Origin of the sequence: Pseudomonas palleroniana, from assembly GCF_003031675.1 — a bacterium.
Lineage (GTDB): Bacteria > Pseudomonadota > Gammaproteobacteria > Pseudomonadales > Pseudomonadaceae > Aquipseudomonas > Aquipseudomonas palleroniana.
This window is the reverse complement of the sequence record NZ_PYWX01000024.1, coordinates 19,665-39,041: the sequence shown is the minus strand read 5'-3', so window position 1 is coordinate 39,041 and position 19,377 is coordinate 19,665. Positions and strand designations below refer to the sequence as shown.

Annotated in this window: 28 protein-coding genes; 17 read left to right on the top strand and 11 right to left on the bottom strand. The window is 58.2% G+C overall.

Annotated elements, in window-relative coordinates; genetic code table 11:
• Positions 1-84 precede the first annotated feature (84 nt).
• Positions 85-372 carry a hypothetical protein gene (locus C9383_RS07360; protein ID WP_090369164.1) on the top strand — a complete coding sequence of 96 codons (288 nt, stop codon included), beginning with the start codon at positions 85-87 and terminating at the stop codon, positions 370-372.
• 409 nt (positions 373-781) lie between these two features.
• On the opposite strand, the gene C9383_RS07350 is transcribed toward C9383_RS07360, so the two are convergent.
• The 8 genes from C9383_RS07350 to C9383_RS07320 form a co-directional block, all read right to left on the bottom strand.
• Positions 782-1,945 carry an Arm DNA-binding domain-containing protein gene (locus C9383_RS07350; RefSeq protein WP_090369167.1) on the bottom strand — a complete coding sequence of 388 codons (1,164 nt, stop codon included), beginning with the start codon at positions 1,943-1,945 and terminating at the stop codon, positions 782-784.
• Between the two features lie 106 nt (positions 1,946-2,051).
• Positions 2,052-2,222, bottom strand: coding sequence for a hypothetical protein (locus tag C9383_RS28125; protein ID WP_162843521.1), 171 nt, complete (start codon positions 2,220-2,222; stop codon positions 2,052-2,054).
• Positions 2,215-2,463, bottom strand: coding sequence for a hypothetical protein (locus tag C9383_RS07345; protein WP_090369169.1), 249 nt, complete (start codon positions 2,461-2,463; stop codon positions 2,215-2,217). The genes C9383_RS28125 and C9383_RS07345 overlap by 8 nt, the downstream gene beginning before the upstream one ends.
• Positions 2,464-2,528: 65 nt before the next feature.
• Positions 2,529-2,822, bottom strand: coding sequence for a hypothetical protein (locus C9383_RS07340; protein WP_090369171.1), 294 nt, complete (start codon positions 2,820-2,822; stop codon positions 2,529-2,531).
• Positions 2,823-2,837: 15 nt separating this feature from the next.
• The gene (locus tag C9383_RS07335) at positions 2,838-5,636 is read right to left on the bottom strand and encodes a toprim domain-containing protein (RefSeq protein WP_090369173.1); all 2,799 of its coding nucleotides are present in this window, start codon (positions 5,634-5,636) and stop codon (positions 2,838-2,840) included.
• Between the two features lie 4 nt (positions 5,637-5,640).
• Positions 5,641-5,874, bottom strand: coding sequence for a hypothetical protein (locus tag C9383_RS07330; protein ID WP_038451200.1), 234 nt, complete (start codon positions 5,872-5,874; stop codon positions 5,641-5,643).
• A 74-nt stretch (positions 5,875-5,948) separates the two neighbouring features.
• Positions 5,949-6,185, bottom strand: coding sequence for a hypothetical protein (locus C9383_RS07325; RefSeq protein ID WP_090369175.1), 237 nt, complete (start codon positions 6,183-6,185; stop codon positions 5,949-5,951).
• The gene (locus C9383_RS07320; RefSeq protein WP_282958447.1) at positions 6,182-6,661 is read right to left on the bottom strand and encodes a YmfL family putative regulatory protein; all 480 of its coding nucleotides are present in this window, start codon (positions 6,659-6,661) and stop codon (positions 6,182-6,184) included. Before C9383_RS07320 ends, C9383_RS07325 begins: the two co-directional genes overlap by 4 nt.
• Positions 6,662-7,058: 397 nt before the next feature.
• Between C9383_RS07320 and C9383_RS07310 the strand changes: the two genes are divergently transcribed.
• Both C9383_RS07310 and C9383_RS27995 read left to right on the top strand, forming a co-directional pair.
• Positions 7,059-7,469 (top strand): helix-turn-helix domain-containing protein, encoded by a 411-nt coding sequence (locus tag C9383_RS07310; protein ID WP_090369181.1) that lies wholly within the window; start codon positions 7,059-7,061, stop codon positions 7,467-7,469.
• 83 nt (positions 7,470-7,552) lie between these two features.
• Positions 7,553-8,098 (top strand): zinc chelation protein SecC, encoded by a 546-nt coding sequence (locus C9383_RS27995; protein ID WP_143038195.1) that lies wholly within the window; start codon positions 7,553-7,555, stop codon positions 8,096-8,098.
• A gap of 137 nt (positions 8,099-8,235) precedes the next feature.
• On the opposite strand, the gene C9383_RS07300 is transcribed toward C9383_RS27995, so the two are convergent.
• The 3 genes from C9383_RS07300 to C9383_RS07290 form a co-directional block, all read right to left on the bottom strand.
• The gene (locus C9383_RS07300; RefSeq protein ID WP_090369185.1) at positions 8,236-8,484 is read right to left on the bottom strand and encodes an ogr/Delta-like zinc finger family protein; all 249 of its coding nucleotides are present in this window, start codon (positions 8,482-8,484) and stop codon (positions 8,236-8,238) included.
• A 77-nt stretch (positions 8,485-8,561) separates the two neighbouring features.
• On the bottom strand, positions 8,562-9,428 hold the full coding sequence (locus tag C9383_RS07295) for a phage portal protein (protein ID WP_162843551.1): 867 nt from the start codon (positions 9,426-9,428) through the stop codon (positions 8,562-8,564).
• The gene (locus C9383_RS07290) at positions 9,340-11,391 is read right to left on the bottom strand and encodes a terminase large subunit domain-containing protein (protein WP_090369189.1); all 2,052 of its coding nucleotides are present in this window, start codon (positions 11,389-11,391) and stop codon (positions 9,340-9,342) included. The genes C9383_RS07295 and C9383_RS07290 overlap by 89 nt, the downstream gene beginning before the upstream one ends.
• A 161-nt stretch (positions 11,392-11,552) precedes the next feature.
• Between C9383_RS07290 and C9383_RS07285 the strand changes: the two genes are divergently transcribed.
• The 14 genes from C9383_RS07285 (at position 11,553) to C9383_RS28120 (ending at position 19,377) form a co-directional block, all read left to right on the top strand.
• Entirely contained in the window at positions 11,553-12,473 is a 921-nt protein-coding gene (locus C9383_RS07285; protein WP_090369191.1) for a GPO family capsid scaffolding protein, read from the top strand.
• A gap of 1 nt (position 12,474) precedes the next feature.
• Entirely contained in the window at positions 12,475-13,494 is a 1,020-nt protein-coding gene (locus tag C9383_RS07280) for a phage major capsid protein, P2 family (protein WP_090369193.1), read from the top strand.
• Positions 13,491-14,216: a phage terminase small subunit gene (gene gpM / locus C9383_RS07275; RefSeq protein WP_090369195.1), complete on the top strand. Its 726-nt coding sequence runs from the start codon at positions 13,491-13,493 to the stop codon at positions 14,214-14,216. Before C9383_RS07280 ends, gpM begins: the two co-directional genes overlap by 4 nt.
• A 98-nt stretch (positions 14,217-14,314) precedes the next feature.
• Positions 14,315-14,785, top strand: coding sequence for a head completion/stabilization protein (locus tag C9383_RS07270; protein ID WP_090369197.1), 471 nt, complete (start codon positions 14,315-14,317; stop codon positions 14,783-14,785).
• The gene (locus tag C9383_RS07265) at positions 14,782-15,231 is read left to right on the top strand and encodes a phage tail protein (protein WP_090369200.1); all 450 of its coding nucleotides are present in this window, start codon (positions 14,782-14,784) and stop codon (positions 15,229-15,231) included. Before C9383_RS07270 ends, C9383_RS07265 begins: the two co-directional genes overlap by 4 nt.
• Positions 15,221-15,901 (top strand): phage virion morphogenesis protein, encoded by a 681-nt coding sequence (locus C9383_RS07260; RefSeq protein WP_090369202.1) that lies wholly within the window; start codon positions 15,221-15,223, stop codon positions 15,899-15,901. Before C9383_RS07265 ends, C9383_RS07260 begins: the two co-directional genes overlap by 11 nt.
• An 11-nt stretch (positions 15,902-15,912) precedes the next feature.
• Entirely contained in the window at positions 15,913-17,034 is a 1,122-nt protein-coding gene (locus C9383_RS07255) for a DUF2586 domain-containing protein (protein ID WP_090369204.1), read from the top strand.
• A 6-nt stretch (positions 17,035-17,040) separates the two neighbouring features.
• A complete protein-coding gene (locus tag C9383_RS07250) occupies positions 17,041-17,490 on the top strand; it encodes a phage protein (protein ID WP_090369206.1) in 450 nt (149 codons plus the stop codon).
• Positions 17,490-17,708: a TraR/DksA family transcriptional regulator gene (locus C9383_RS07245; RefSeq protein WP_090369208.1), complete on the top strand. Its 219-nt coding sequence runs from the start codon at positions 17,490-17,492 to the stop codon at positions 17,706-17,708. Before C9383_RS07250 ends, C9383_RS07245 begins: the two co-directional genes overlap by 1 nt.
• Complete coding sequence (locus C9383_RS07240) at positions 17,705-17,911, top strand: hypothetical protein (protein ID WP_090369211.1); 207 nt, start codon at positions 17,705-17,707, stop codon at positions 17,909-17,911. The genes C9383_RS07245 and C9383_RS07240 overlap by 4 nt, the downstream gene beginning before the upstream one ends.
• Complete coding sequence (locus tag C9383_RS07235) at positions 17,908-18,441, top strand: lysozyme (RefSeq protein ID WP_090369213.1); 534 nt, start codon at positions 17,908-17,910, stop codon at positions 18,439-18,441. Before C9383_RS07240 ends, C9383_RS07235 begins: the two co-directional genes overlap by 4 nt.
• Positions 18,441-18,890 (top strand): lysis protein, encoded by a 450-nt coding sequence (locus C9383_RS07230; protein WP_090369215.1) that lies wholly within the window; start codon positions 18,441-18,443, stop codon positions 18,888-18,890. The genes C9383_RS07235 and C9383_RS07230 overlap by 1 nt, the downstream gene beginning before the upstream one ends.
• Positions 18,891-18,925: 35 nt before the next feature.
• Positions 18,926-19,213, top strand: coding sequence for a putative phage tail assembly chaperone (locus C9383_RS07225; protein ID WP_090369217.1), 288 nt, complete (start codon positions 18,926-18,928; stop codon positions 19,211-19,213).
• A gap of 20 nt (positions 19,214-19,233) precedes the next feature.
• The gene (locus C9383_RS28120) at positions 19,234-19,377 is read left to right on the top strand and encodes a DUF6890 family protein (protein ID WP_032862709.1); all 144 of its coding nucleotides are present in this window, start codon (positions 19,234-19,236) and stop codon (positions 19,375-19,377) included.

Below are 19,377 nucleotides of genomic sequence, written 5' to 3'. Positions count from 1 at the left end.
CAGACCCCCATAGACTGGTATGCCTTAGCCCGGCTGTGTGGTACGACGCTGGGCTTCTTCCTCCCACAATCGGAAAATATTATCGTGTCTTTTGATGACTCCGAACCGGTAGATAACGCGAACCACGTCGCGGTGCTGCAAGTCGAATTGGCTACGACATTGCTACGCCGAGAGTGGAAAAAGGTGCTGCAGGCAATTGAACGTGCGCCTAATCAAAAGATGTTAGTGCATACTGCCAGCGTCGCGCATGGCTTTGCACTAGGCTTGCTGGCCGGCGAGATAATCACCACTCGGGGATACCAAGCGATGACAGCGTTAATCAGCAAGGCAGAATTGATGATGCATGCGGAACTAAGTAGCAAGTCAAAATGAGCATTTTGGAATCACCGGTTAGGCCCAGCCTACCAAACGTAATTTGTTCGCTCACCAGCGAGCTAACTGTGCTGTTCGTTAGAGCTAAAAATTTATTGGTAACCCGCTTGGTCACCGATGGCGCACCCGCAGTGCGTTTTCTAGGCTTAGAAACGTGAGCGCTGGAGCGATCCAATCCGACACACTGAAAGCCTTGGTCAGCCACCACGCGATACGGGACGTCATCGTCGGTCGAGTTAAAGGTAATAACGCGATGTGGACCCTCTCAATTCGTTTGGGGGGCCCCGCATCGCGTTTAATGGTTGTGCGTTCCAGGCGTGAGCCAGTACGTGTTTGGACCAGCCTGACTGCCATTGGTCGTTTTGCGGACAGCATCGGTCTTAAAGGCTTTAGCGTTGAACTCTGAAGGCTAGAGCCTTAACGCTAGCTGCAACATCCCGACCACATCTGGCCCGTCCTCATTGATCCACGTTCCGTAGTGCTGGCGAATCATGTTGCCGTTGGTGTGCCCCATCTGTTCAGCGATCCAATCGATTGAGGCAATACCCGTCGTGAGCAACTGACTGGCGTACGTGTGCCGGCACTGCCCAGGACCACGATAGCGGACCCCGGCCGTGAGCAAGTGGGCTTTGAAAAAACGGTCACGCACAACAAAATCGTTAGCGTGCGGCAAACCGCTTTTGGTGTTCAAGAACACAAAATGCAGTGTGTGCCGGCGTATGGTTTTATTGTCCCGTTCTACGATTTCAACGGTTTCGGCTGTTCTTTTGCGGGTCAGTGCATCGACCTGCCGCAACGCCTCCCACGCCGGCGTCAACAGGCGAACCTTGCGCATCGAGCGCCGGGTCTTCGTCACTCGATAGGCGCCGCGTACCTTCGATCGACGAAAGGTCACCATCCCTTGTTCCAGGTCGACGTCTTCCCATGCCAGGGCGATGGTTTCAGACACCCGAGGACCAGCCCAAATCATGAACTGCACCATCAGTAACTCAAGCGTACGAGTGGTCGGTGTGTCGAGGATCTGTTTGATTTCCGCACGAGTGAACGGGTCCGGTGCTTCGGGATCGGGCAGGCGCACCATCAAGCCTTCGGTAGGATCGTGCGCGACTTTCATGCGCGTACGGTAGAGCCTGAACACTTGGCGCACGTTGCTGATAATGTCGCGAATGGTCTTGTTTTTTAGGGTTTTGGACAGCGTCCCCTGTATCCACTCCTGCAGGTCCAGGTGATCGATCGCGTTGATCTGCACTTTGCCCCAGCGCGGCCGTACATGTACTTCGGCCTTGTTGGCATAACCTCGGTAACTCGATGCCGCGACGCTGTTGGCTTTGATCCGCAACCAGATGTCCAGGTAATGACCGAAGGTGTTTTCTACCAGCCTGGTTGAATTGGGAAAGTGGCGTGCGTAGTCAAAGATGCCTGCTTGGATTTCGTATTCGATGATGGCGAGCAAGCGCTTGGCCTGGGCAACGTTCGCCGGTGTGTTTCCTCCAGGTAACGATTCGCGGCATTTTTCGCCGTCGTATTGAAAATAGATTCTCACGGAATTACCGCGAGCTTCGACCCCACTCATGTAAACCCCTAACGCTGTACTCGTATAGCGACAGTCTGACGATCGGAAACAAAAAGGCCCGTTTCCGGGCCAAGTATTTAGAAGCGCGTCTTCTGGTGGACGCGGCTTAACGCTTAGGCTTGTGATTGCGTAGATGGGCATTCAGCCGTTGGCGTTGCCGGCTGCATTGCTCGTGGTTGCCCTGCGCACGCCACCGATCGCACAGGTCGCACATGCTGGTGTAGTCGATGTTCCAGGGGAAACGTCTTACGCGGGTCGACGGGGGCTGCTTAGGCATGGCGCGCCGCCCCCCGGGATGCGTTGTTGGCGAGCAGTTGAGCGACAACTGCCGCATCCGTTTCGCTCAGTTCGCCCAGGGTGTTGGCCATCTGGCTCAGGCTTTCAAGGCGGGTGCGTGATTCAGGGGTTTTGTGCACCAAGTAGCCGATAACGGCCGCGCCGATAATCGCGGTGGCCACCAGGTGCCGCGCCGGTGTGGTAGCCTTCGCGGCGCTGCTGCTTAGGTTCTGTGCTTGCATGGTATAGCCCTCTGTTGCGGTTGGGTGTCGAGGAGCTGCAACTCCTCGGCACTATTTTTTTAAGGTCAGTCCTTGCGAGCCAGGTGGATCACCAGGTCATCAAGATTTGGCTCATGCTCGACACATGATTGCCATTCCAACACCCTCAAAATCTGTTGCCGGCTGCAGTCGTCCACCAGTATTTCGCGCTGACCACCGGCTGCGCGGACCTCCAAAATCTCCAGCAAGCCATCTTCCCCATAAGCCTCAGCCTGGATGATCGGCGCGCTTTCTCCCGTAAAGTCCAGACGGTCCTGAACTGACTGGAGCTTGCTGGTTTTGCCTTCGCTGGCACTGCCCATAAATACTTGGATTTGCATCGGTCTTGCCCTCCTTTACGCCTTGAATGTCCAGCACTTAACTGTGGTCGGCCGGGGTTGTGAACACGGATTTCGGTTGTTGAAAGCAGCACGAACCGCGCTGTGCACCGCCTTGTTGCTGTCCAGAAACTTGCGGGAACGGGACTCCTTGAGTAGATCGCGTAACGTGGCCACGTCCGCCAACTTCTGTTTGTGTTCGGCGGCGCGCTCGCAGAATTCGTTGAGATTGATAGCGATCACGGTGGGGTCGCTGCTGTGGTCGACCACCGGGTCTTCGCTTAACGATTCGAGGTAGTCGTAGACCTCCCAAAACTCTGCCACGGCTGAATGGTCGGAACTGATTGAGGTCTGACGCTCGATAGCCATCCGCACAATCTGGCGCTGGGTGGCAGCGACTTGGGGATCACTCAGTTTCAGCACCAGGCGCAGGCAATCCAGCAGCGAGAGCAGTTGCGCGTGGTTCTTGCTGATGCGCTCGACGCGGATATAGCCACGCAAGTCATAGCCGCAGCTGCTGCAGATACCCGCGTCGCTGGTATAGGCGGTACCACAGGCGAAGCAATGGGTATGCAGGCGGCGCAGCTTGGCTTCGTGTTCTGGCATACGCTGAGCGAACAGCTCAAGCACCGCGGATTCTTTGCCGACGGCCCGCAACAGGAAATGGCTAAGAGTGCCGCCATCCAGTGCGTTCAACTGGTCAGCTGCAGCACGGCTTTCTAGCGTCACGGTCGGGCGTACAAAGTGCAGTTTTACAATGCGCGTCATGATCGCTTCGTGGGCGACTACGGCTGCGTTTTGGCTGATAGCGATCGTTCCCCGGAACGGCGGTTCGTACGTCTCGTTACCGGCTGTCTTGACGCCCTTCGTCGCCAAGGTTCCGCCGCCGTAGAAGTCTTTCAGCTCGTCCCATTCAAAGGTTTTAGCGTGTGCTCGATCATCGCTGTGGCGATCGGCTTCCAGGAATACAACCGGCATGCCCGATACCTGGCCCATTAGTCGAGAGCGACCGGCCTTGGTCGATTTCATCGGGTCGAAGCCTTCATAGCCTTCGCGGCCGAGGAGTTTCCATAGGAGGTTCAGCAGGGTTGTTTTGCCGGCGCCGGCTTCACCGGTAGCTTCCAAGAACGGGAAGGACTGATAGCGAGCACGGATCTGCTCGCAGAACAGCGAACCGAAGAAGAACACCAGGGCGACAAAGCCTTGGGCGCCGGAGCAAGTCCACAGCAACTGCACCCACTTTTCATCAAAGCCCTTTGCGTCGCGCTGCAGTTTGATAGGGACGCCTTTCTGGAGAGTTTTTAGGCGCAGCTTGCCAAACTCGAAATAGTCCTCACTGTTGACCTTATAGGTGGTGCCGTCCTTGATCGCGATATCGCCGTAGACATAGCAAGCGTATTCCTTGCTGTAGCCTACGTAGTCGATGGTCGACACGGTTTTGATGCCGAACAGCTGGTCTTTCATAAGCTTGTCGAGCTGCTGGCCGCTGCCGGTAAACATCGCGCCCGCTGCCATGCCGAGCAGGCGCTTTTTAAATTCGCTGGCGGCCGACAGCTGGCCGCTGGTGAAGGTGTTTTTCACGCTCTCAGAGTCGTGCGGGAAGTCCACGCGCAGGTAGTACCAGGACTCGTCTGTTACCTCGTTACGCTGGAAATACAGGGCTTGTGGGTAGCAGTTGGCAATCTCCACGACACTGCCGGACTGCTGCAGCGCCTTTTCGCGCTGTTGTGCCTGGTTAAGCAGTTGGTCGTCGTGGTTTTCGCTGTCCTCGATGTCGGACATGGCCCGGTTGAATTTCTCCATGTCCAATTTGAACCAGTACAGGCGGTTCCCAAAGCCCAGGTGAAATTCCCCGCGCTTGTTCCAGTCGTACATGAGCAGTGCTTTTTCCGCAGCGCTCTCAGCCAGCAGCAGGGCGCCCAGGTGTCGGGCTTGTTTGAGGTCGGTGGCGATTTGATCAGCGCGTTTAGTGTCGTCCTGAATGAAGCTCCAGCGCTGGTGAAGGTCGTTCCAGTCCGCTTTGCGGCCGTCGCGTTGCGGGATCTGCGCAGACTCACACACAAAGCCCAGGGCGCGGGCGTCGCGTACCCAGCGCCGGGTGTAGGCGTTGGCGCTTGGCTCGTTATCAAGAGCCCAAACCAGCTTGGGTAACTTTCCTCCTTCGCGGAGCTTGACCAGTGCTTCGAGCGAGTCACTGGGGAATGCATTGGAAGACATGGCCGACACGGCGGCGATGTCGTTGTGCACCAGGGCGATGGCGTCGAAGATACCTTCAACAATCCAGATTTCCTTGGCTTCAAGCAGGTCGACGCAGGGCGGGCACCACCAAACGCCGCGATAGCTGTCCTTGGACTTGAAGCGGGCTTTCATCTTTCCAAAGCGGTGAGGCTGATCAATCAGGCGTTCCCACCAGCCACCTTTTTCCAGGGCGAAGCGAACAGTGGCACTGCCGGCGTTGTGTTCAACGGAATAGAACGTTTCCTGGGTGAACCAACCCTGGATCAGCTCAAACCGAAAGCCTCGGGCGAACTCTAGATAGGCGCGTGCTGTTGCGTTGGGATGCTGGTCTGTCGCCGGCGCTCGCTTGCTCCAGTCTTCGAAAAGGTCGTCGTAAAGCTCTTTGACGTGCAGGGTATGGCCACACTTTTCAGGGCGACCACAAATCACCATCCATGGCGTATCAAACCGTGAATACAGCTCCTTCTTTTTGCACCTCGGGCAGGTGCCGCCGCGCATGTAGTCGGTGCCCGTGCGGTGCTTGAGCCCGAAGTCGGCCTGCAGGCGTTGCAGCACGTCGTGACGAAGATCTTCTTTCATGGGGTTACTTCACTGCTTTGAGGCTGTGGGACAGGGCTGCCATAAGGCGTTTTTGCGCAGCCATAACCGGAATGTGAGCGAGAATCGCGCCGTGGCGCAGACCGGCTGCCACGAGGCGGAATTGGTCGTCGTACCAGTGTTCGTTGAGGCTCAAGCGATACTGTTCACGCAGGTTGGCCAGCAACGCTTCGGCCTCGGCTGGGGGCAGTTGTGTGGTGACAATTACGGCGTTTGTCATCGTTAAACCTCAATTTCGGGCGCAGCTCACCCAAACCCACGGCACGTGGGGGCGGCGATTGGTCGGGTTAGGTGTTACGGATTGGCGGGGCGCTTACGGCGTGCGATGTCCACCAGCTCGGTGTGGGCGAGGGCGGTCAGTTTGTCTGCTACTGGTTCGGACACGTTGAAGCGGTTAATCAAGTGATCGACCGCACGGCGGTGTAGTACCCGTGTGTAACCCAGGTGTTCGGCTTGATGGCGCTCAAGAAATGCCAGTGCAGCGTTCTGTACGCATTGTTGGTAGTCCAGGGTGTTGGATTGAGTGTTCATTGGCCTTTCCCTGATTTGGCGCAGTACAGGTCGATAGCGGCGTGGACTTCGGTAGTGCGTGCGGCCATGTGCGAGATATGAGCGTTCAGGATCAGTTCGGCTTCATCCTCGGTGATTACGCCGTCATCAAGCGCCTGGGCAATGATCTGATCCACTGTGCCCCGCTTGGCTGAGGTCTGCACTGCTCGGGTATACATCTCAACGTTGTCCAAGTTTTCCGGATGGACGATTGGCACGAACATGCCGCCATACATTGCGGCAACGTAATTGGCCAGGTGCTGCGTGCCCGTGACTTGTTCCAGGTTGAAAATCTGCAGGTCCGTCAGCGGGCGGCAGTTGTTGTTCTCGTAAGCGTGGTTATCAAACTTTTTGAGTGGCAGGCCGATGTGAACAGCGGCGCGTTCGCGGCCACCTTCAAAGGTTCGAATGATTGCACTGACGACTTCCCGGCGCGTTTTTAGAATTCGACTTTTCATCTTCTGCTGGTCTCCCTGAGCACTGGTCATTACTGTGCGCTCGCGCTGTCATTCGCCGGTTGTTCGATGCTTTCAGTGAGTATTCCCGGCAGAATTTCCTCCCCAATGAATTTTGATAAGTCGCGCAAAATGCAGAAAGTAAGTCTTCCCTGAGGAAGTGAGTTATGGCCTGCCCATCGTTGGACGGCCTGTGTCACAGTCCGTGTACCGTATCCGTGGTTCATCGCGAACTGACGAAAGTTACTCCCGTGTTCAATCAATCGAGCTTGAATCTGTCGCTTTTCCATTGAGGAGTCCCAGCGGTGGATGGTTCGTGTGTTCCTATTTGGTTAAGATGTTCTCAACTGGGTGCAGGTTATGTTCCCGATTGAGATCATGTCAAGGGGAAAACTCCCAAATGGGAATCAACGATAGGATCAGACTGGCTATTGAAGCCCGCGAGCTATCACTTAAAGATGCTGCTAAAGCCTGTGGCCTGTCTTACAGCTCCCTGCAAAACTGGGTTGGCGGAATTCGTGAGCCTCGCCCTGAGGCACTAATCGCCTTGGGTTCCCATTTGGGCATCTCGATCGACTGGCTGTTGACCGGGGAAGGTCCGATGCTTCGTGGCGCCCAGTCGACTTCGAAAATCGATGATGTGACCATCAACCCTCAAGAAAGGGCAATTCTCGCGCTGTATCGATCCTTAGGAGAGTCAGACCAGCGAGATATACAAAGCGCTGCTGAGGAAAAGAAACGCATAAGGGAAATTGAGCAGCGTGTCGAGGATCTTACGGTTGCTCTTGCCGAGGTAAAAAAACACGCCTGAATAACTGGAATTTTAGTGGTTATTTACGCTTCCCAAAATTTATTAGCTCTGACTTTCAGCTCTCACTCGATAAGGATGTTGTTGTGAAGATTCCTCAACCAGGAAATATTGAGTCACTCCATGTTTTAGAGTTCTGCAACGCCGTTGTTCCAGGTCAACTTCCCATTTTGGTCCCGCATGAACCTCTGGCTAACAAGCCATTGCTGGAATGTCTCACTATCGTCCCAGAGCATGTGGCCCGCCACGGCGGAAAACAGCTTACGGGCTGGGCCATTTGGGAGGGTACCCATATCATCGAAGCCGAGTTCCACGCTGTCTGGCAGGATCCTGAGGGACGTATCGTCGATCTGACACCCCGCCCGCCGGAAATGGCTTTGGTCAACATCCTCTTCTTGGAAGACCCTAGCCGTGAATACACCGGCAGACAGATCGATAACATCCGAAAGCCGTTGCGGGACAGTTTCAACGTGAAGCGTCTTATCAAATTGATGGAAAGACGATTTGAAATATTGAACGAGGGTGATTTGGCCGACCAGTATGAGATCCAGCTTCCCCCGGCCGTCGAGCGGGAATACCGGGAGCTCGAAAAGGAGGTGATGAAGTTGCAACTTAGGCTTTCTAAGTTCTGATGCAAGGCCAATAGAGCGGTTTTTATGGATCAAAATTTTCATAGTCTGCGTATTCCTTGAGTCGTCTTTTTCCCCATAACTCAACAATGATCGAGACTCTACGAACCGCCAGTTTGCTGCTGGGGGTTTAGTCTCGATCACGCCGCGCCCAGTTGGTCGAATAGCTCCCTCTGTTTCGCCCTAGGCATATCCCTCAAACGATCAAACAGCATTTTTTCGTAGGATTGAGCGGATGGGCTGAGCGTGTGCGAAAACGTCAAATTCGCTACCCAAGTGTGCCCGCACGTTGCGTCGAGGCACTGGCAATAAAGCTTTGCGAAATCCCGCGATAACTCTTCTCGAGAAGCAATCCGGCCCTTATTTCCGCATTTGCATACAACTCTCATTGTGTCCCTCCCCAGGGCAGCCAATAGCCATTATTTTGCCATATTTTTCAGTGGTAATAGCTGCTTTAGCTTTTTATCTAAGTGTTATCTGCTGTGCCTTTTGCCTTTAACCAGTTTATTTTCCTGTCGCTTCGAAGCGTTGCATTCAGTTGATCGAACAGCTGACAAATCGGCCGAATCTCGTTGCTTGTGTAAACGCGGTCGATCTTCTCGATATCCCCAAACCCGCCGTTGTTTTCCGGGATGATCCCGGCTAGGGCTGGGTTCATACGCCACGCCGCGATTACGTCATTGCGCGTGATGTTCTTCACCTTCTCCAGTTCGTCCTTGGCCTGAAAGTCCCCCACGGGAATGATCTGAATCGCGTTTTCCTTCCCGTTAGGGATGTTGACGAACATCGATCGGAAGTTACCCACGCCTTTGCTGGCGCTGATTTGTGCACGTAGGTTCTCTTCGTCTTCCTCAGTCAGGTCTGGGTCGTTGGTGTAGAAGATGTAACCCGCATGCGCGCCGTTGCTGTAGTAGCGGCGGCGGAAGAGGGTGGCGGCTTCGTTGAGCAACAGCGCTTGCAGGCCGCCCAGGTAGTCGGGCACGCCGTAGATGTTCTGTTCCACGTCGTAGTCCAGGACGTGTTCGATTTCGTCCTGGTGAAAGTCCATGTACTTACTGTCTGGCAGCAGCATCCTGAACCCGCCGTCGACCTTCACACGCATGTTGATAGCGGGGAGGTGCTGCATCTCGAGCACTTCGCCAAAGGCATTGGTATCGCGATAGAAATACGCCTCGCCAAACACCATGTAATCCAGACTCGCCCGGCCCATTGTCTGCGTGCTGCAGCCTTCGGACGGAATGAACTCACGCAACAGCAGGTTGCGTTTGAACTTGGGAATAGCGCCGTGGTGCGCGTTGGCGCGTAACAACTTGGCCAGGCCCGCCCGCGACACTGGAGGCTTGTAGATTTCGCCGTCGTCGCTGAGAAATACCCCCAGGTACTCGCCGATGTTGCCGGACAGCACCTGTTCCGGCTCCCCGAAGGTGAACGCTCGCATGGGCTGCTGCTGTCGCGCCTGCTGGTTGGCTTGGGGCTTTCTGTGTCGTGGCTTGGGCATTGTTTCCGCTCGTGACGTAGCGGCTACGGCGCCGCTTGTTGGTGTTGAGGGGTTCATTGGCCAGGGCGTGCATGACCGCCCAGGCGATGTCGGCGTGGCCGGTGGCATCGGTGCGCGAAGCGCTGTAAGTCACCTGGCCGCTGGTAGTGGTGCCGCGCTTGATGGTCAGGAATGCCTGGGCGATATCGGTCCAGCCGGCGTCCCACTCGATGCGACTGCCCTGGATCGTGTCCTGGGCCTTGAGCACCAATGTGTTTTTGGTCTCCAGGCTGTAATGGATCGGCGTGGCTTTCGCGTAGAAGTCGCGCACCAGGTCGAATACGCCATAGCCCACACCGGTAATATCGATGCCGATATGTTGCACGTTGAATCGTTCGGTAAGCTTTTTGACCTGGGCTGCTTGGAAGGTGAACGAATGCCCACGCCAGCTGTGCTTCTCCAGGATGCGGAATTTCGCCCCGGGTTCTAGTGGCGGGGCGACCACCACACAGGTGGCGTCGTCGCGGGTACGGCTCGGATCGTAGCCAAGCCATACCGGACTGTTGCCGAACGGTCGATCCAGTTCCGGGTTGTAATCCTCCCACAATGACAGGTCGGAATAGCACCGCTCCAGATCCTTGAGGCCGAACGCGCTCTGGCTGCTGTCGATGAACTTGCAGTAGAACAGCTGCTGGAATTTGTCTTCGTCGTACTCCAGTTGCAGCTGTTCCAGGTCGAACAGATCGCAGCCGCCGGCGATGGCGTCGTCCAGGGTGATTGTCTTGCGCCATTGACCGTCGGGGCATAGCGCGCCCTGGGTGTAGGACGCCTCGGTAGGCCAAACGCCGCCGGCTTTCTTGCCGCGTTTGCTGTTGCGGAATTCCTCGCCCGACCAGAACGGGTACGCCTGGTGTGACACCGCGCTGGGCGTCGAGAAGTAGGTTTTGCGCCACTTCTTATGGGTGCCCATGGCGCTGGCCACGGTGCTGAGTTTTTCGAAGTCACGTATCCAGAAGTACTCATCGACATAGACGTGGCCGTGGTAGCCCTGAGCGGTGCTGCTGTTGGTGCTGAGAAAGCGCAGCTCGGCGCCGTTGCTGAGCGTGATCGGGTTGCCGGTCAGCTCGATGTCGAACCACTGCTTCGCAAACTGGATGATGTAGCTGCGGAAAATCTCCGACTGCGAGCGACTGGCGGACAGGAACACCTGGTTGTCGCCAGTCAGCACCGCATCCATGAACGCTTCGCCGGCGAAGTAGTACGTCAGGCCCACCTGGCGGCTTTTCAGGATGTTGCGGATTCGGCACGTCAGCGGGTTTTGCTTGGCCGCGAATAACTCTTGCTGATAGCGGTACATCTTGCTGATGAACTTATCCAGGAAGTCGACTTCGGTTAGCCCGCTGATGTCGTTCTTGGCTTTCTTCTCGCGTTTCTTGCCTCCGCTTTCCCCACGGCCCGAACGTTCGCTGCGCCCGCCCTGGCGGCGCTCCTGGGGCTCGCCGGCTGATTCTCCGGCAATGGCCGGCGACGGTTTGATCGCTTGCTTTAACAGGCGTTCGCGCACAGTCGTCAGCCGGTCCAGCTCGTTGAGTTCGTCCTTGGTCAGGCTGCTGGCTTTGTCCAGGAGCAGGGTGATTCGCCGGCCGACAGCAGTCAGCGGTTCCTCGTCCGACAACATGTCTTCCCATCCGCCCTGGCGTATCCAGTAGTACACGATGCGGATGTTCGGCAGGTTGAGCTGCGCCTGAATTTCCTTGGCCTTACAGCGGCGCAGAAACAGGCGTTTGGCGGCTTCTTTAACTTCGGTTGAGTAGTACATGGGCCGCAGTCTATGCGGCGAAAACGCTTGGAACGCGTGGTTAAATTCCGTGATCCACCTATATCTCGAATATAGGAGAAGCGCGCATGTGAACCGTTTGTTTGGGGCTTGGCGGCTCCCTATCGTGGCGGCTCATTCAGTGATTGAGCGCAGTCAAACCCATGCCCCGTTCCCTTGTTTCGTTCTGGAAACGTGTCGCCACCAGCGGAGCCACCGTTGATGGGCGCGTGATCCTTCCCCAGGAACTGCGCGATATCGCTGAAACCTACAAGCCGTCTTTTTACACGGCGGTGATCTGGTGCGATCACGAGCGCTGGCCAGGTTCCCACGGCACCGTCTACGCCGTACGCCTGGTTGAAGAAGCCGAAGACCTGGAGCAGGGCGAAGTGGCGCTGGAAGCCCAACTGAAACCCAACGATCGCTTGCTGTACCTGAATGATCAGGGCCAGAAGTTGTTCAGCAGCATCGAAATCACCCCCGACTTCCGTGGCAGTGGCAAAGCCTACCTGACTGGTTTGGGCGTTACCGACCAGCCCGCCAGCGTGGGCACCCAGGAACTCTACTTTTCGCACAAGAACAACCGCGCCTCCTACTACGCCGCCTCGGTCGAACTCGGCCGCCTGCAGGACGACAGCCCCAGCACCGCCGAAACGGGGCTGATTCATGCCTTGACCAGCTTCTTCAAGCGTTTCGCCGCTGATGCGTTACCCGCCGAAACCACTCCACCCCAAACAGAGAGCAAACCCCCAATGGATGAAGCTACCGCAACGGCCCTCAAAGCCCTGCTGGAGCAGCTGCTTGTCGTCGCTGCCGGCATTCAGGCTGTGATTGAACCCGCCGCCGCAGATGCACCAGAACCCGACCAGGCACCCATCGACGATGTGAGCGCGGCCGTAGACGACATCGTCACTACAGCCGAGGAAGAACGTGAGTTCCGCCGTAATGGTGGTTCAAACAAGGCCGTTCTCGCGGCACTGACGGATCTGCAGAAGCAATTCAGCGCGCTGCAAAACAAATCGGCCGGTCGCCACCTTCCGCGCAATACCGGCCCAGTAGCCCCTGACAAGAAGCGGGTACTCTGACATGGCCCATTCACTGAGCGCCTACGGCGCCAAGATGTACGCCGAACTGCAACTGGCCATCGCCGAAAGCTATGGCGTGGAGCTGGCCAGCAAGCACTTTAGCGTCGATCCGACCATTGCCCAGGAACTGAACGACGCGATTACCGCGAAGGCCGATTTCCTGGAGCGGATCAACATCATTCCGGTCAGCGAGATCAAGGGCCAGAAAGTCTTCATTGGCGTGTCGGGTCCAGTCACCGGCCGAACCAACACCAAAACCACCGATCGTGAAGCCAAAGACGCCTCCGCGCTGGATCAGTCGACCTACGAACTGTCGTCGACCGAATCCGATGTAGGCATGCCATACGCCAAGATCGATGCCTGGGCCAAGTTCCCGGACTTCCATCAGCGCTATTCGGCAGCCGTTCAAAAGCAGATCGCCCTGGACCGCATCATGGTGGGTTTCCACGGCACCCACGCTGCCCAGCAGACCGACATCACCAAGTACCCAATGCTGCAGGACGTGAACAAGGGCTGGCTGCAACAGGCGCGTGAGCAGATCCCGGCCCAGGTACTCAAGGAAGGCAAGGTTGCCGGCAAAGTCACCCTCGGTGCCGGCGGCGACTACGCCAATCTTGATGCCCTAGTGCACGACACCAAGCAACTGGTAGACGAACGCCTGCGTGATGCCGGCGACCTGATCGCAATCATCGGCACCGACCTGTTGGCCGCTGACAAAGCGAAGCTGTACGCGAAGCAGGGCGACGTGCCGACCGAGAAAGAGCGTATCGAAGACGCCCAGGTGATCGCGACCTACGGTGGCCTGCCAGCGTTCAGCGTGCCTTTCTTCCCAGTCAACGGCGTGGTGGTTACCAGCTTCGACAACCTGTCGATCTACTACCAGGACTCCAGCTGGCGCAAACAGACCATCGACAACCCGAAGCGCTCCCGTGTTGAGGACTACAACAGCCGCAACGAAGGTTACGTGATCGAGCAGCTGGAAAAGTTCGCCATGACTGAAAATGTGGAGCTGGTGAAGTGAGCCTGGCCCTCGCGCATAAGCGCCGTACCTTGGCGCTGGGTGGTGCAGCGGTAGTGGCGGCGGCATCTGCTGCATCCCTGCCGTACTCCCCGGCCGAGGCTCTGAGTAGCCCCGCGAATGCCCGCAAGCACTTGCTGTTGCAGGAAGCGGCGTTGGACCAGGACTTGGAGCGAATCAGCGCCATCAATGGCTTGGCAGGACGTCAGGCTCTCAAGCGCGACGAGCTGCTGCCCAAATATCAGGAATACGTGCAGCGCTACTGCGATTCGGGCCTGAACTTCCCCAACCGCGTTGCTGTGCAGGTCATGGTCTGGCTGTTCGATACCGTCCAGTTCGAAGACGCCCTGGAGCTGGCCGACTTCCTGATGGAGCAGGGCCAGCAGATGCCGGAGCGCTTCAAGCGCCGCGACATCCAGACCTTTGTGGCCGACGCCGTGTGCGAGTGGGCTTATGCCGAGTACAACGCCGGCCGCAGTCCTGAGCCGTATTTGTCCGACCTGCTGCCCCGTGTAGATGGCCAATGGCAACTGACGGAGCAGATCCCCAGCAAGTACCACAAGTTGATCGGCATGCGCGCCATGGAGGCTGAGCAGTGGGGAACCGCGCTCAAGCATTTGGAGCGCTCCACAGAGCTGTATCCGAAAGCCGGCAATGACACGCGCATCGATAAGGTCCGCAAGGCCCTGGCAAAACAAGCGGCTGCGAACGCGGCTTCCGAATAACCGACTACCCCCCCCAGCGGGAACCTGTGGAAGTGAGCCGCCCATTTATGGATCGTCCCACTGAAAACAGGCTTCCCGCCCTATTTGAGCGGCCAGCAATGAGCTTTTCCGGGAAACCCACCACCTTTGTGGAACTGACGATCGAGAATGACGGCTTCTGGCCTGACCTCTCTCTGTCTGAGTTTCAAAAGGAGCAACGCCTGCCGGCGGAGTACCTGGTGGAGCTGCTGGCCGACACACTGATAAGCGCCATGTTCGATGTGAACATCGACCTGGCCCGTGTGAAGATCAAGCTGCAGGAGGCAGGTGTATCGAACCTGCAGGCAGCGGCAGGCTTGGCCACCCCGGCCGAATGGGCCTACTCCCATAAAATCACGCTCTACAAACGCGCTGTTTACAGCCGAGCCAAGGGTAATTCGCTGCCCCAGTTCGCCACTGTTACCCGTCGCGAGAGCGCCGAAAACACCGGCAAGGACGCGCCCGAGCGCGCCGAAACTTTCCTGGCTTTCAGCCAACAGGCCGTCCGTGCTTTGCAGGGCCGTGGCCGCATCACGGCGTCGCTGCAATGATCCAGCTGCAGGCGCTGACCGCCTACCTGATGGCCCGCAACCTGGTGGCGCCTGAGCAGTTCGACAGCTGGACCGAGCAGGTCAGCCTTCAACTGATTTGGAAGCCCGACCGCGACGGCCTACATATGGCCGATATGCGCTACCGCGCTGTGCTCTCCCTGGAGCGTTTCACCGACCACCCGGCGCGACTGATGGCCCTGGTGGGCAGTTGGTTGGAGACCCACGACACCAACCGCGATCGCCACGAGCTGCCGGAGCCGCTGTTTACCGTAGATCCGCTCGACCAGGACAGCTTCGACGTGGAGCTGTCGCTTGAATTCGTCGAGCCGCAATACCTGGCCGAAGACCCAGGCGGCGAGATAGAGGCGTTCGGCAAGACCTGGGCGTTCGTCCCTTTCGATTTGTGGGTTGCCGAGCATGGCGAGGTGGGCAGCAATGGCCGCTAACCCGCTCGACCTCGATATCCGGGGCTTGCTCGATGTCGATGCCCAGTTGGCGTTGCTTGAGCTACCGCCCCAACTGCGCCGGCGGTTGCTGAACAGAGTGACCACACGTGTGCGGACGATGAGCCGCAAACGCGTACGTGAGCAGCGGAACACCGACGGCACCCCCTTCGCTGAGCGCAAGGGCAGCGCCAAGGGCAAAAAGAAGATGGAAGCCGGCCTGGCCAAGCTGCTGCAGGTGACCCGCGTCAGTTCGGATGAAGCTGAATTGGGTTGGAAAAACGCCCTGACCCGTTGGGTCGCTGCCCAGCAGCACAACGGCGTCAGCGAGCGACGTACCGCTGCGCAGATGCGGCGCTGGAACAAAGTCCCGCCAGGTATTGCATGCACCGACAAGCAGGCCAAGCGCCTACGCCGGCTGGGTTTCCGTATCCGGCAAAAAGGCAAAAGAGCGCTGACCAGGCCGTCAGTGGCATGGATTCAAGAGCATGTGAACTACGCCAAGGCCGGCTTGCTGATCCGCATTTTGAACGACGAACGCACGGAGACGACCGGCGCACAGAGCTGGGACATCACCCTGCCTAAACGCCAATTCCTCGGCGTAGAAAGCGGCAACGAAACCCGCGACCTGATTAACCAGGTGTTCCAACAAATCCTTAACTCACCCCGCTAACGAGGCACAGCATGGCACTTGGCAAAGTCAGCGTTAACAATCTCAATCTGGGCCAAGGCGCCGTGACTGAGATCGAGCGCTATTTTCTCTTCATCGGTCCCGGCCCGAAAAACACCGGCAAATTGATCGCCCTCAACACCGACAGCGATCTGGACGCCCAACTGGGCGTCACCGTCAGCGACCTGAAAACTCAGATCACTGCAGCGCGCTTGAACGGTGGTGATCGCTGGGCGTGCCTTGCGGCGCCGATCGCGGCGGATGGCGACTGGAGCAAAGCGCTGGAAATGTCCCAGCAGCAGGGCTTTTCCGTCGAGGCGGTGGTGATCACCAAACCGGTGGCCACCGGTGCTGAACTGTCGGCCATGCACGACGCGGCCGTGTCGATGAATGACACCTACGGCCGCCGCGCCTTTGTCATGGCCGCCACGGCCGGCCTGTCGCTGAGTCCGTTCCAAAGCTGGGCCGAGTACCTGGTGGCCCAAAAAGCGATCACCGCCGGCGTATCCGCGCCGCGTGTCCTGGTGGTGCCGCAGTTGCACGGTAACGACCTGGGCGTGCTGGGCGGAAGGCTGGCCAACGCGGCGGTCAGCATCGCTGACAGCCCCATGCGTGTGGCCACCGGTGCGCTGCTGGGACTTGGCCCCGTACCTGTCGACTCCGAAGGTGTGCCGTTGCCGTCCTCGATCCGCTCGGAATTGGACAAGGCACGCTTCTCGGTTTCGCAGACCTATTCCGATTACCCGGGCGTGTACTGGGGCGACGGCAACATGCTGGATGCACCAGGTAGCGACTACCAGGTCATTGAATACCTACGCCTTGCCGACAAGGCAGCGCGCCAGGTGCGGCCATTGTTGATCCGCCGCGTGGCCGATCGCCGCTTGAACAGCACCCCCAACAGCATGGCTGTAAACACCAATGCGCTGATGGCGCCCCTGCGCCGCATGGCCAAGTCGGTCAAGTTCGCCGGCGAGGTATTCCCGGGCGAGATCGAAACGCCCAAGGACGGCGACATCGTCCTGGTCTGGAAGAGCAAAACCGCCGTTGAGGCGTACATCAAGCTCAAGCCCCACAACTGCCCGAAAGACCTCACGGCGAACATCGCCCTGGACCTTTCCAACGACGCTTCGGAGTAACCCCCCATGTCACGTATTGGCGGCAAGAACTTTGACGTGAACCTGGGCGACCTGCAGGTCCACGTCGAGAGCTGCACCCTGGATATCACCGACAACAGCAAGACCGCGCAAACCCGGGGCGTGCCTGACGGTTACGTCGACGGCGATGTGGCCGGCGCCGGTGAAATGGAGTTGGACGCCACCAACTTCAACCTGGTCGTTGAGGCGGCGCGAACTGCCGGTAGCTTTCGCAAGCTGGCGGCATTCGACGTAGTGTTCTTCGCCAAGGCTGGCGACGACGAGCTGCGCATTGAAGCCTTCGGCTGCAAGTTGAAGGTGTCCAGCCTGCTGAGTATCGATCCCAAGGGCGGCGAGAAGACCAAGCACAAGGTGCCTTTCGAGGTCACCAGCCCGGACTTTATCCGCATCAATGGCGTGCCTTACCTGGATGCCACCGAGATCGAGGGTATCAGCTGATGGTTTGCCCGTTCGATCGCGCCCAAGCCTTGGAACAACGTCAGCGGGACCAGGCTATCAACGCCCAGTTGGCCCAGGCCCGGCGTGAGTCAGCGGGCCCAAGCCTTACCCACTGCCAGGACTGTGATAACGAGATTCCCGCTGCGCGCCAGGCGCTGGGCGGCAAGACCCGTTGCGTCCCGTGCCAGTCTTTTTTCGAAAAAGGAATGCAGCGATGAGCACGAATCAGGCGGCCCAGGACACCGCCATCGCACTTGCAAAGGCGTCGCCTGCGATCGGTGTAGCGGCCACTGGAGCGACAGGCGCCGTCGACTGGTCGGCTGTCGCCTACATGCTGACAGCCCTCTACATGGTGCTGCAGATCCTGCTGTTGGTGCCCAAGTATCGCCAGATGTTGCGCGACTGGAAGGTGAAGCCATGAGCCTGCGCGGCAAGATTGCTGCCGGCGCTATCGCGCTCTGCAGCTCCACGCTGGTGGTGTTCCTGGGCACCTGGGAAGGCAACGGCCAGAACACCGTCTACGCCGACAAGCTGGCCCGTGGGTTGCCAACCGTGTGCAAGGGCATCACCCGCCATTCCAGCCCCTACCCGGTGGTTGTAGGGGACTACTGGTCAGACGCCCGCTGCAACGAGGTGGAGCAGCTGGTGATCAGCAAAGGCCAACTGCAGCTGGCCGACTGCATCACCAACCAGGACGTGGGCCAGAACACCTTCGACGCCCTGAGCAGCCATGGCCACAACTTCGGCATGCCCAGCACCTGCGCGAGTCGCGCAGTGGGCCTGATCAATGCCGGCCACATCACAGACGGCTGCCAGGCCCTGGCCTGGGCGCCGGATGGCAAGACGCCTGTATGGGCCTTCGTCACTACCGCCCAGGGCAAGAAGGTGTTTGTCCCGGGGCTGCACGCTCGTCGCCTGGCAGAAGCCGCGCTGTGTGAGGCGGGCCTGTGATGCGAGAAGGCATTTTTGTCCTGGTGCTGTGCCTGGTGGCCTTTTTCGGCTTCGACCTGCTGCAGCAGCGCGACACCGCACGTACCGAGCGTGACGCCGCGCTATTCGAAGCCAGCGGCCTGCGTGAAGCGGCGCGTATCAGCGGCGAGATGCTGGCCGAGCGTGACGCCATCGATCTTCAACGAACCCAGGAACTCAACGATGAACGCATCGAGAACCAAGGCTTGCGCCGTGCTGTTGACGCTGGCCTTAGGCGGCTGCACCTCAACGCCACCTGCAGCGCCCCAGCCAACCCAGCGGCCGGCACCGGCGGCGTGGCTGATGCAGGCACCGCCGAACTCACAGCAGACGCTCGACAGGATTATTTCACCCTCAGAGATCAGCTTGCCCTCAGTCGGCAAATGATCCTGGGCCTGCAGGACCACGTACGCCGCGTTTGCCTGCGCTGATTCATCCCACTTTGAACCCTGAACGGAGAAACACCATGACCGATACACGAGATATCACCCTGGAAGTAGGCGATAACGAATTCACCTTCGCACTGACCCCGCAAGACGTGACCAAGTACTTCAACGCCGTGACCCAGGCCAACAAGGTGTCGCCGGCCAACAACCTTCTGGTGACCACCGTCAAGCAGGAACAACGCGCCACGCTTAAGGCCCAGTTGGGCAACCCAGTGCTGGTCATGCAACTGGCAGGTGCGCTGCTGGAAGAGTACGGCCCGGACGTCGAAATCACCGTAAAAAAGCCCTCGACCACGCCGAACGACTGACCGAAAACGGCCTTGGCCAACTGGTGGCCTTGGCCAGCCGCTGGCTACCTGGTGCCGAGCCCACCGCCGAGGTGATGGGCACGGCCAAGTGGTTGGAGGACGAGCACTGGCGCCGTATGGAAATCGCCATTGCCAACGGCATCGCCTACGCACTGAACGGATGA

What these genes read in the sequence shown, in the direction of transcription:
- C9383_RS07290 (WP_090369189.1), bottom strand. Translation starts at nt 11,391, where the DNA reads ATGTACTACTCAACCGAAGTTAAAGAAGCCGCCAAACGCCTGTTTCTG.
- C9383_RS07320 (WP_282958447.1), bottom strand. Translation starts at nt 6,661, where the DNA reads ATGAAAAGTCGAATTCTAAAAACGCGCCGGGAAGTCGTCAGTGCAATC.
- C9383_RS07240 (WP_090369211.1), top strand. Translation starts at nt 17,705, where the DNA reads ATGAGCACGAATCAGGCGGCCCAGGACACCGCCATCGCACTTGCAAAG.
- C9383_RS07310 (WP_090369181.1), top strand. Translation starts at nt 7,059, where the DNA reads ATGGGAATCAACGATAGGATCAGACTGGCTATTGAAGCCCGCGAGCTA.
- C9383_RS07225 (WP_090369217.1), top strand. Translation starts at nt 18,926, where the DNA reads ATGACCGATACACGAGATATCACCCTGGAAGTAGGCGATAACGAATTC.
- C9383_RS07270 (WP_090369197.1), top strand. Translation starts at nt 14,315, where the DNA reads ATGAGCTTTTCCGGGAAACCCACCACCTTTGTGGAACTGACGATCGAG.
- C9383_RS07265 (WP_090369200.1), top strand. Translation starts at nt 14,782, where the DNA reads ATGATCCAGCTGCAGGCGCTGACCGCCTACCTGATGGCCCGCAACCTG.
- C9383_RS07255 (WP_090369204.1), top strand. Translation starts at nt 15,913, where the DNA reads ATGGCACTTGGCAAAGTCAGCGTTAACAATCTCAATCTGGGCCAAGGC.
- C9383_RS07245 (WP_090369208.1), top strand. Translation starts at nt 17,490, where the DNA reads ATGGTTTGCCCGTTCGATCGCGCCCAAGCCTTGGAACAACGTCAGCGG.
- C9383_RS07330 (WP_038451200.1), bottom strand. Translation starts at nt 5,874, where the DNA reads ATGACAAACGCCGTAATTGTCACCACACAACTGCCCCCAGCCGAGGCC.
- C9383_RS07235 (WP_090369213.1), top strand. Translation starts at nt 17,908, where the DNA reads ATGAGCCTGCGCGGCAAGATTGCTGCCGGCGCTATCGCGCTCTGCAGC.
- C9383_RS07335 (WP_090369173.1), bottom strand. Translation starts at nt 5,636, where the DNA reads ATGAAAGAAGATCTTCGTCACGACGTGCTGCAACGCCTGCAGGCCGAC.
- C9383_RS07340 (WP_090369171.1), bottom strand. Translation starts at nt 2,822, where the DNA reads ATGCAAATCCAAGTATTTATGGGCAGTGCCAGCGAAGGCAAAACCAGC.
- C9383_RS07280 (WP_090369193.1), top strand. Translation starts at nt 12,475, where the DNA reads ATGGCCCATTCACTGAGCGCCTACGGCGCCAAGATGTACGCCGAACTG.
- C9383_RS07260 (WP_090369202.1), top strand. Translation starts at nt 15,221, where the DNA reads ATGGCCGCTAACCCGCTCGACCTCGATATCCGGGGCTTGCTCGATGTC.
- C9383_RS07230 (WP_090369215.1), top strand. Translation starts at nt 18,441, where the DNA reads ATGCGAGAAGGCATTTTTGTCCTGGTGCTGTGCCTGGTGGCCTTTTTC.
- C9383_RS07345 (WP_090369169.1), bottom strand. Translation starts at nt 2,463, where the DNA reads ATGCAAGCACAGAACCTAAGCAGCAGCGCCGCGAAGGCTACCACACCG.
- C9383_RS07350 (WP_090369167.1), bottom strand. Translation starts at nt 1,945, where the DNA reads ATGAGTGGGGTCGAAGCTCGCGGTAATTCCGTGAGAATCTATTTTCAA.
- C9383_RS28125 (WP_162843521.1), bottom strand. Translation starts at nt 2,222, where the DNA reads ATGCCTAAGCAGCCCCCGTCGACCCGCGTAAGACGTTTCCCCTGGAAC.
- C9383_RS07300 (WP_090369185.1), bottom strand. Translation starts at nt 8,484, where the DNA reads ATGAGAGTTGTATGCAAATGCGGAAATAAGGGCCGGATTGCTTCTCGA.
- C9383_RS07285 (WP_090369191.1), top strand. Translation starts at nt 11,553, where the DNA reads ATGCCCCGTTCCCTTGTTTCGTTCTGGAAACGTGTCGCCACCAGCGGA.
- C9383_RS07325 (WP_090369175.1), bottom strand. Translation starts at nt 6,185, where the DNA reads ATGAACACTCAATCCAACACCCTGGACTACCAACAATGCGTACAGAAC.
- C9383_RS07250 (WP_090369206.1), top strand. Translation starts at nt 17,041, where the DNA reads ATGTCACGTATTGGCGGCAAGAACTTTGACGTGAACCTGGGCGACCTG.